At 68.5% G+C, this 9,484-nt stretch carries 9 protein-coding genes and 1 other RNA gene; 6 read left to right on the plus strand and 4 right to left on the minus strand.

Translation table 11 applies throughout. The features are described from left to right. Window positions 1-641: 641 nt before the first annotated feature. From petA to ACX93N_RS16085, 4 genes are all read left to right on the plus strand, one after another. The gene (gene petA, locus ACX93N_RS16070; RefSeq protein ID WP_459429452.1) at window positions 642-1,235 is read left to right on the plus strand and encodes a ubiquinol-cytochrome c reductase iron-sulfur subunit; all 594 of its coding nucleotides are present in this window, start codon (window positions 642-644) and stop codon (window positions 1,233-1,235) included. Beyond that, window positions 1,235-3,259 (plus strand): cytochrome b N-terminal domain-containing protein, encoded by a 2,025-nt coding sequence (locus ACX93N_RS16075; protein ID WP_459429453.1) that lies wholly within the window; start codon window positions 1,235-1,237, stop codon window positions 3,257-3,259. The genes petA and ACX93N_RS16075 overlap by 1 nt, the downstream gene beginning before the upstream one ends. Window positions 3,260-3,343: 84 nt before the next feature. After that, window positions 3,344-3,976: a glutathione S-transferase N-terminal domain-containing protein gene (locus ACX93N_RS16080; protein WP_459429454.1), complete on the plus strand. Its 633-nt coding sequence runs from the start codon at window positions 3,344-3,346 to the stop codon at window positions 3,974-3,976. 57 nt (window positions 3,977-4,033) lie between these two features. Further along, window positions 4,034-4,441 carry a ClpXP protease specificity-enhancing factor gene (locus ACX93N_RS16085; RefSeq protein ID WP_459429455.1) on the plus strand — a complete coding sequence of 136 codons (408 nt, stop codon included), beginning with the start codon at window positions 4,034-4,036 and terminating at the stop codon, window positions 4,439-4,441. Between the two features lie 39 nt (window positions 4,442-4,480). Here the strand turns inward: ACX93N_RS16085 and ACX93N_RS16090 are convergent, their stop codons facing one another. The 4 genes from ACX93N_RS16090 to ACX93N_RS16105 all read right to left on the minus strand — a co-directional run bounded on the left by ACX93N_RS16090 (window position 4,481) and on the right by ACX93N_RS16105 (window position 7,838). Beyond that, the gene (locus ACX93N_RS16090) at window positions 4,481-5,083 is read right to left on the minus strand and encodes a BON domain-containing protein (RefSeq protein ID WP_459429456.1); all 603 of its coding nucleotides are present in this window, start codon (window positions 5,081-5,083) and stop codon (window positions 4,481-4,483) included. Further along, entirely contained in the window at window positions 5,080-5,565 is a 486-nt protein-coding gene (locus tag ACX93N_RS16095; RefSeq protein WP_459429457.1) for a hypothetical protein, read from the minus strand. Before ACX93N_RS16095 ends, ACX93N_RS16090 begins: the two co-directional genes overlap by 4 nt. Before the next feature lie 115 nt (window positions 5,566-5,680). Then, window positions 5,681-6,031: a YraN family protein gene (locus ACX93N_RS16100; RefSeq protein WP_459429458.1), complete on the minus strand. Its 351-nt coding sequence runs from the start codon at window positions 6,029-6,031 to the stop codon at window positions 5,681-5,683. Window positions 6,032-6,068: 37 nt separating this feature from the next. Next, complete coding sequence (locus ACX93N_RS16105) at window positions 6,069-7,838, minus strand: penicillin-binding protein activator (protein WP_459429459.1); 1,770 nt, start codon at window positions 7,836-7,838, stop codon at window positions 6,069-6,071. A gap of 94 nt (window positions 7,839-7,932) precedes the next feature. Between ACX93N_RS16105 and rsmI the strand changes: the two genes are divergently transcribed. Both rsmI and rnpB read left to right on the plus strand, forming a co-directional pair. Further along, window positions 7,933-8,766 carry a 16S rRNA (cytidine(1402)-2'-O)-methyltransferase gene (gene rsmI / locus ACX93N_RS16110; protein ID WP_459429460.1) on the plus strand — a complete coding sequence of 278 codons (834 nt, stop codon included), beginning with the start codon at window positions 7,933-7,935 and terminating at the stop codon, window positions 8,764-8,766. A 96-nt stretch (window positions 8,767-8,862) separates the two neighbouring features. After that, window positions 8,863-9,225, plus strand: an RNA gene (gene rnpB / locus ACX93N_RS16115) — RNase P RNA component class A. Window positions 9,226-9,484 lie beyond the last annotated feature (259 nt).

Below are 9,484 nucleotides of genomic sequence, written 5' to 3' on the forward strand. Positions count from 1 at the left end.
AGCCGGTCCAACCGCCCAGCTTGCCCACCGTCTTGCGATCAAACATTGCCGCGCCCCATTCCCATCCGGTCTCGGGCACAATACGGCGGGTGAGGTCAGGGGCTCAACGCCCCCGGAAACCTTCGAAGAACCTTTTTTTTGGCGGGTCCAATGTGCAGTCTCTGGGCGGCTTGCGGCCTGATAGCTGTGGAGGCGCTCCTGGCAGCGTCCCGGTGCGGTCTCTGGAGGGTGCCCCCAGTCGCTCCCCGATACACGCTTGGTGGGGGCACCCTCCAGCGCCCGCCCCTACCCGGGGTGTTACTCGACCGAGCTGGAAGTACGCCACGGGGTAAGGGCTGAGTGTGGGATGCTTCTCTCACAAAGCGTGTATCGGGGAGCGACTGAGAGAAGCATCCCGCACTCAGCCCGGAATAGAACGAGGTGTGCTTACCCCGAAATAGGACGGGCTGTGCTCACAGCGGTGTCGGGCGAGCAGCGTTTCCGGCCGGCAGCTGGACAGCGTGACGTGTTTAACCCTGTGTATACAGGCCTTTTCCTTGTATGGCGGTAGCAAAGTCATTACCATTTAGCGGCTTTTTGAATCCCCTTCCCGCACACCCGGCACCAGTGCGTCCCCAGGGGAGCAATTCGGGAGACAAGCAATGACCACTGAAGACGTGAACAACGGCCGGCGCCGCTTCCTCACGGTTGCGACCAGTGCCGTCGGGGCTGCCGGCGTTGTCGGCATCGCGGTACCTTTCGTCGGCTCCTGGAACCCCTCGGCGAAGGCCGAGGCGGCGGGCGCCCCGGTCAAGGCGGACCTGACCAAGCTCGAACCGGGCGCGATGGTCGTCGTCGAGTGGCGCGGGAAGCCGGTCTACGTGGTCCACCGCACGCAGGAAATGCTCGACCTGCTGCCGTCGGTTGACGGCTACCTGAAGGACCCGGGCTCCGAGAACGCCATTCAGCCGCCCTACATCGCTGGCAAGGAGCGCTCGCTTCGCCCCGAGTACCTAGTGATCGAGGGCCTGTGCACGCACCTGGGCTGCGCGCCGAAATACCGCCCGGAAGTGGGCGCCGCGGACCTCGGCGGCGACAAGTGGGCGGGCGGCTTCTTCTGCCCCTGCCACGGCTCCAAGTTCGATCTCGCCGGTCGCGTCTACAGCGGCGTGCCGGCCTCGACGAATCTCGTTATTCCGCCCCATAACTTTGCGGGCAACATCCTTGAAATCGGCGTTGATGCGGAGGCTGCCTGATGGTCAACATGCTCATTGGACTGCGCGACTGGGTCGATGACCGCCTGCCCATCATGCGGGCGTGGAACACCCACATGGGCCAGTATTACGCGCCGAAGAACTTCAACGTCTGGTACTACTTCGGGGTTCTCTCCCTGGTCGTACTCGTGAACCAGCTGCTCACCGGCATCTGGCTCACCATGAACTACACGCCGAGCGCGGAAGAGGCCTTCGCCTCCGTCGAGTACATCATGCGCGACGTCGACTACGGCTGGATCCTGCGCTATATGCATTCCACCGGCGCCTCGGCATTCTTCGTGGTGGTCTACCTGCACATGTTCCGGGCGCTGCTCTACGGCTCCTACAAGAAGCCGCGGGAGCTCATCTGGATCTTCGGCATGCTTATCTTCATCGTGCTCATGGCCGAGGCCTTCGTGGGCTACGTGCTGCCCTGGGGCCAGATGTCCTACTGGGGCGCGCAGGTGATCATCTCGCTGTTCGGGGCCATCCCCGTGGTCGGCGAGGATCTCGTCACCTGGATCCGCGGTGACTACCTGATCTCCGGCATCACGCTGAACCGCTTCTTCGCCCTCCACGTGGTGGCCCTGCCCATCGTTCTGCTCGCCCTGGTGGTGCTCCACCTGCTGGCGCTGCACGAGGTCGGTTCCAACAACCCCGACGGGGTGGAGATCAAGAAGAACAAGGGGCCGGATGGCATTCCGCTCGACGGTATTCCATTCCATCCCTACTACACCGTGCACGACATCCCGGCGATCGGCGTGTTCCTGTTCATCTTCTGCGCGGTGATGTTCTTCATGCCGGAAATGGGCGGCTTCTTCCTCGAGTACGCCAACTTCGAGGAGGCGAACCCGCTCAAGACCCCGGAGCACATCGCCCCGGTCTGGTACTTCACGCCCTTCTACTCGGTGCTTCGCGCTATTCCGGACAAGTTCTGGGGCTTCGTGGCCTTCGCCATCTCCGTGGCGATTCCGTTCCTGCTGCCGTGGCTCGACCGCAGCCCGGTCAAGAGCTGGCGCTACCGCGGCCCGATCAACAAGGTCGCCCTGGTGCTGTTCGTCGCGTCCTTCCTGATCCTCGGCGTACTCGGTGTGAAGTCGCCGACGGAAGCGCGCACGATCCTGACCCAGATCTGCACCGTGATCTACTTCGCCTTCTTCCTGCTCATGCCGGTCTGGTCCAGCATGGACAAGACCAAGCCGGTCCCCGAGCGGGTGACCATGGACGGCGGCATGGGCAAGCTGGGCGTACTCGGTGCGGCGGCACTCATTGCCTTCCTCACGGTCGTGCCGCTGAAGGTCGTGGGAGCCGAGAGCGCCTACGATTGCGGTGCGATCCCCTGCGACGAGTTCGAGGCCGATATGGGCGACAAGGCCTCTCTGCAGCATGGCGCAAAGCTCTACATGAACTACTGCATGGGCTGTCACTCGCTGGAGTACGCCCGCTACAACCGCATGGCGCGGGACCTCGGCATCCCCGAGGACCTCGTCCTCGAGAACCTGGTCTTCGACCCGGAAGTGAAGATCGGCTCGCTCATGGCCAATGCCATGGACAAGGAGCGCGCGAAAAAGTGGTTCGGTGCCGCCCCGCCGGACCTCACCCTCGTCTCCCGCGCGCGCCAGCCGGAGTGGCTCTATACCTACCTGAAGAGCTTCTATAAGGACGACAGCCGCCCTTACGGCGTCAACAACCTGGTGTTTGCCAACGTCGGCATGCCGCACGTGCTCCTCGGCCTGCAGGGCATGCAGGAATGCGCTTCGGCGGGTGAGGGCCACGAGGTCGATCCGCTCTCCGGTGAAGCCAAGCACTCCAACCCCTGCGGCACCCTCGAGGTGACGGAGCCCGGCAGCATGAGCGAGGAAGAGTTTGACGGCGCCATGTACGACCTCACCAACTTCCTCGCTTACACCGCCGAGCCGATGCAGGCCGACCGCAAGCGCATCGGGGTCTACACACTCCTGTTCATTGCGGTATTCTTCGTTTTCGCCTGGTTGCTGAACCGGGAGTACTGGAAGGACGTCCACTGACGCGCAAGCGCCGCAGGTCGTCTCGCCGGTGCCGTTGGCACGGGCCAGCGCCCGGGGTACAGTGGCCTCACTAGGGAAAGTGACATGGGCGTAGTAACCAAACGGTCTTCAATGGTTTTTTTCTCCGATCCGACAGATCATTACAGCCACCGGGTCCGCATCGTGCTCGCGGAAAAGGGCGTGACGGTGGACCTCGTCGAGGGCGATAGCGCGCATCCGCCGGCGGAACTCGGTGACCTGAACCCCTACAACTCCATGCCCACGCTGGTGGACCGGGACCTCGTCCTCTACGAGAGCCACGTGATGATGGAGTACCTGGACGAGCGCTTCCCGCACCCGCCGCTGCTGCCGGTCTACCCGGTGGCGCGCGCCGAGAGCCGGCTGTTCATGTGGCGTATCGAGAGGGACTGGTGCTCGCTCATCGAGTCTATCCAGAACTCGCGCAGCGACAATGTGGTCAAGAAGGCCACCAAGGAGCTGCGCGAGAGCATCCTCGCCATTGCGCCGATCTTTGCCGAGAAGCCGTTCTTCATGAACGACGAGTTCACCCTCGTCGACTGCTGTATTGCCCCGATCCTCTGGCGCCTGCCCTCCCTGGGCGTGGATATCCGCCCGAGCAAGCAGTCCAAGCCCCTGCTGGCTTACATGGATTCGCTCTTCAACCGCGAATCCTTCCAGCAGAGCCTGTCGGAGCAGGAGCGGGAACTGCGCCTCTGAGCGGGGTGTCCTTGTCCTGCAGGCGTTGAAATACAACCGAAGCCAGGCAGCACACTTGTGAACTCCAGTCGGCCCTATATTCTCCGCGCCCTCTACGACTGGATCGTGGACAACGACTGCACGCCCCACATCCTCGTGGATGCCATGCAGCCGGGCGTCGAAGTACCGTCGGAGTACGTGAAGGACGGACAGATCGTGCTCAACGTGTCGCCGACGGCCGTCATCGACCTGCACCTGTCCAACCACCTGGTGACCTTCAACGGCCGCTTCAGCGGCCGGCCCATGGACGTGGCTTTCCCGGTCACGGCGGTACTCGGCATCTACGCACGGGAGAACGGGCAGGGCATGGTGTTCGAGCCGGAGGAGCCGCCGGAACCCCCCGAGGGTGGGCCGCCGCCGGCGGACGGTCCGGACGGCGACGATCGGCGTGCCGGCGGTCGCCCCTCCCTCAAGGTGGTGAAGTAAGCGGCATCCCCGGTCGTGTGCAGGGCCGCTTCCGGCCGATCAGCTCGCGTCGATCAGTTCGAAAAGGCGCACCACGCGCTGCACGCCGGAGACATCCGCCGCCATCGCGGCGATGCGATCGGCTTCCTCGGCGGTGACCATCCCCATGAGATAGACCACCCCGTTTTCCGTCACCACCTTGGTGCGCAGCCCCGGCGTATCGGGCTTGCCGACGAGCCAGCTTTTCACCTTGGTGGTGATCCAGGCGTCGGAGGTACGCGTCATCGCTGAACTGGGGGCTGCCACCTCGAGCTCGTTGTAGATCCGCCGGACCTCGCGCAGCTGACGCACCACCGCCGTGGCCTTGCCCTTGAGCGTCTCCTCCGGTATCTGCCCGGCGATGAGCACGTAGCCGTTGTAGCTCACCACCACGAGATGGGCGTCGTCGAAGGCCTCGTCTGCGGCGTGCATGTTCACCACGGCCTTGATCTCTATGCTCTCGTCCGCCACCCGCCGGGCGAAGGTGCGCGCGCCGGGGTTCTCCTCGATGGCGTTGGCCTCCGAGGCGACGAGGATCCGGGTGCAACCCGCACCGCCGCCGAGGGCGAGCAGCAGGGGCAGGCAGAGGGCGAGCAGCGTACGACGGGTCTGGAATGCAATCATGAGCCGAACAGGTTCACTTCGATCAGGTGGCAGAGACACCCCAGGGCCATGGCCTCCAGGGTAAGGAGCTGGTTCCGGGGTGCAGCCGGCAGGGCGATGACGATCGTGTCGTCACCCGCCGGGGGCAGGCCCGGGCAGCCTTCATAGGACAGGAGTGCGAGCGCGGGGTTCCCGGCAGCGGCCACGCCGAGAGCCCCCGCGATGGCGTCGCCATCCCCGCTGTCGAGGGCCAGGAGCAGGTCCCCGGGACGGGTGAGGGCACGGGCCTCCCGCCAGGGTTCGACCGGGTCGCCCGGCTCCGTGAGGGCGACGGCGGGGAGGGCCGGGCGTTCGGGGCCAGCGCCGAGCATGAGCCGGTCCGCCGCATAGCGCGCGAGGGCGCGATCCGGTCCGGCGCCCGCGCAGAAGACGGTGCCCCCGTCCACCAGGCAGCGCGTGGCGGCCTCCGCCGCGGCCTCGAGCGGCCGGGCGATGGTGTCCACGGACAGGGCGGTGTTCTCCAGGAGGGCCTGGAAGTGGCTGGCAATCTCCGTGTACTGGTCCAGGGGCTGTCTCCGCGGTTGGCCGGGCCGTTGTTCAGGCCGCCAGGGGCGATCCTCAGAAGGCGTTCTCGATCAGGCGGGGCTGCAGCTTACCGGAGCGGGGCCCCGGTTCCCAGACTACCACGTCGAAGCGGCAGGGCGGTGCCGCACCGCGCCAGCGGCAGGCCAGGAAGTGGGCGGCGGCGCGGCGCAGCCTGGCCTGCTTGCGGGCATCCACGCTGGCCGCCGCACTCGCGTAGCGAGGGTTGCTGCGCGCCCGGACCTCGACAAAGCGCAGCCGGCCCCGGTCGAGCGCGACGATGTCCAGTTCGCCGGCGCGACAGCGGTAATTGCGGGCAACAATGCGGCTGCCCTGTGCGGCCAGCCAGCGCGCCGTGGCGGCCTCGTAGTCATCGCCGGTGGCCATGGGCACAGTTCCGGGGGAAACACCTCGCGCAGTCTAGCTAGTCGGCGCGCAGGCCGCCGCTGCCAAATGCGGCCAGGGGCAGGTCGCGCTCGATCTCGCCCCGCGGGTTCACCGTGAGCTTGCCGGTGGCGCCGTGGATTACCAGGGGACCCCCGGGATCGAGCACGCCGTGGCGAAGGGCCAGGCGGTGGGCGTCGGCGCCGAGGGCCTGCAGCCGGCTGAGGCCGGCGCCCCGCAGCCCCGCACCGGCGATGGCCTCGCGCAGGCCCCGCCGCTCGTCGAGCAGCCATGGCAGTTCCACGAGCCTGAGACCGGCGAGGTCCCGGTCGCCGGTCGTGACCTCCGCGCTGTTGGCCGCGGACGTGGCGTAGACGGGCAGGTCGCCGGCGTAGTGGTAGGCAAGGAGCGGCTTGAGCGACTTCGCGGCGTCCGTGTCCGGGGCGAGCATGAAGACGACGTCGATGTCTTCGCGGCGGCGGCCGGCGAGCACCGTGCCGCGGTCGAGGAGCCGCCGCACGGCGGCGCCCCGGGCGGCGCTGCGGTCGAGGTGGAGGGCTCGTTCGATGGCGTCCGAATGGCTTTCCCGGCTGGCGAAGGTGGCGGTCGCCGCGACCGCGCCGCCGTCTCCGGTCCAGGCGGCGAGCAGCGCCGCGGAGACCTTGTCACCCCAGTCGCCCGCCGGGCGCAGGATCAGCGCCCGGCGATGGCCGGCGCCGAGGGCCCGCCGGGCGATCTCGCGGGCCTCGTCTTCCGGCGCCAGGGCAAACTGCAGGGCCGCGCCGCTTGCGGGCCCGCCGGCGCGATTCAGGGCGAGCACCGGGGCCGGCAGTTCAGGCTGGTCGAGCACCTCGGCCACGGCGGTTTTCGTCAGCGGCCCCACCACAAGCTCCGCGCCCCCGGTGACCGCGGCCCGGTAGGCGTCCGCCGCATTGTCGTAGTGTGCCGTGTCGATGATGGCCAGGGCCGGGCGCGGGGCGCCGCTGGCGTAATGGGCGGCGAGAAAGCCGTCGCGCACCGCAGAAGCGGCTGCCGAGAGACGACCGCCGAGGGGCAGGAGCAGGGCGACGCGGCGCGGTGCAGGCACGTCCGCGGCGGGCAGGGCGATCGCCGCTGCGGGGTGCCCGGGGAAACGCCGGCGCCAGTCCGCCTCCGCGCGCTCCCCGCGGGCCACCTCGAGACGCTCCAGCCAGCCGCGCAGCGACGGTGTTGCGCCGGCCCGCGCGCGGGACAGCCCGCGGGCGTCGAGGTACTGGAGGTCGCGCCAGAGGGAGCGGGCGAGGGCGTCGCGAGCCGGGTCCGCGGCCGGGTAGAGGGGGAGCGCCCGGTCTGCCAGCCGGGCGCTCGCGAGGTGGTCGCCGCGCCGCCGGGCCCCGCGGCGCTCGAGGGCGAGACGCTGTCGCCGGAGGTCGGCCGAGGCGTCGGCCCAGGGCGCCGCCGCAAGGGCCTGTTCGAGCCCCGCCAGGTCGCCGCGCAGATCCGCGCTACGCGCCGCGACCAGGGCCGCATAGGCCCGGAATTCCGCCGACGGTTCGGTGTCGCCCGCCGGGGCCGGCAGGGCCAGCTGGGCCGTCATCCAGTCTCCCCGGTCGAGGGCCGCCACGGCGGGCGCGAACAGGTCTGCCAGGGGGCTCTCGTCGCTGGCGGGCAGGGGCGTCACCGCAGCGTCCGTGCCAGGCTGCGGCATCGGCCCGGCGCTGCCCGGGGGCACTGCCGGCGGCTGGGTCCCGCAGGCGGCCAGCACGAGAACAGGGGCCAGGCAGGCCGCGAGGGCGAGCCGTCGGGCAGCGGGGGGGATCTCTGGCCTCATGCTATGCTTCGCTCCGCCGGCACTGCCGGAATCCGCATCGACCCGGCACTGGTAAACCGCGCATCATCGCGCATTATAAGGAACACGGTGGCACATGGAATCGGGCCTGTACATCGTCGCCACGCCCATCGGCAACCTCGGAGACCTGAGCCCCCGGGCCCTCGCCGTGCTCGGCGGGGCCGACCTGGTCGCGGCGGAGGATACCCGCCATACCCGGCGCCTGTTCGCCCACCATGGCATCGACAGCCGCCTGGCCGCCTATCATGAACACAGTGACGCCGCGGCCGCGGAGCGCCTCTGCGACCGCGTCGCCGCCGGTGAGGCCGTCGCACTCGTCTCCGATGCGGGGACGCCCCTGGTCTCCGACCCGGGCTACCGCCTCGTGCGCCTCGCCCAGGACCGGGGCCTGCCGGTGATCCCGGTCCCCGGGGCCTGTGCGGCGATCGCCGCGCTCAGCGCGGCCGGTCTGCCCAGCGATCGCTTCCGCTTCGAGGGCTTCCTGCCGGCGAAGGCCGGACCCCGGGCCGCCCGCCTGGCGGGGCTTGCGAGCGAGCGCGCGACCCTTGTCTTCTACGAAGCGCCGCACCGTGTGCTGGAGACGCTGGAGGCGCTTCTCGACGCCTTCGGCGCCGGGCGTGAGGCGGTTCTGGCACGGGAACTGAGCAAGGCCTTCGAAACCATCCATCGGGCGCCGCTCGCCGCCCTGCGGGACTTCGTGGCGGGCGACCCGGACCAGCGCCGTGGCGAGATCGTGCTCCTGGTCGCGGGCAGCGAGGCCGCCGAACCCGAGATCGACGCCGCCCTGGGCCGGCTCGCCAGGGACCTTGCCCGGGACCTGCCGGCAAAGCGCGTGGCGGCGCTATTGTCCGACTACAGCGGGGTACGCAAGAACCGGCTCTACCGCTGGCTGCTGGCGCCGGAAAGCTGATGGTCCGCTTGCCGGAGCCGGGAGCGGTTCAAGGGGTCTCCGGTGGCGTGCCCATCAGTGCTTGCGCGGACCCCGGGCGAGGCGTAGGCTTGCCGCCGAGTCGGTCGGGCGATCGCTGCCCGGGCGCCAGTCACGGCGGCCGGGGGGAGGAAAGTCCGGGCTCCACAGGGCAGGGTGCCAGGTAACGCCTGGGGGGCGTGAGCCCACGGAAAGTGCAACAGAAAGGATACCGCCTCGCACCCCGTGTGCGCGGTAAGGGTGAAAAGGTGCGGTAAGAGCGCACCGCGCGCCTGGCAACAGGTGTGGCGATGGTAAACCCCACCTGGAGCAAGACCAAATAGGAATCCGCACGCTGCGGCCCGCAGTGGATTCGGGTAGGTCGCTAGAGGCAGGCGGCGACGCCTGTCATAGATGAATGATCGTCCTCGACAGAACCCGGCTTACAGACCGACTCTTTTTCCTGTTTCCCCCTGTCGCGCATCCGGTGATCGCTTGCTGGCCGGATGGCTGCTGAATACCTCTCCTCGAGCTCAGGTGCGCGCGGTGTGCCGGGGCGAGGGCAGGCCGCTTCTCCCGGAGGCCAGGGGCTCGCGTAGTGCCCGGGCGAGGGGGGGGGTCTTTTTTCCGTCGCTTCCCCTTCCCCCCTTTTTTGCAGAAGAACCCCCCCCCCCCCCCCTGCTTGCCGACCGCTTTTTCCTTTGGCGCGGCGTCCCCACGC

The sequence above is a fragment of the Pseudohaliea sp. genome (assembly GCF_054552115.1).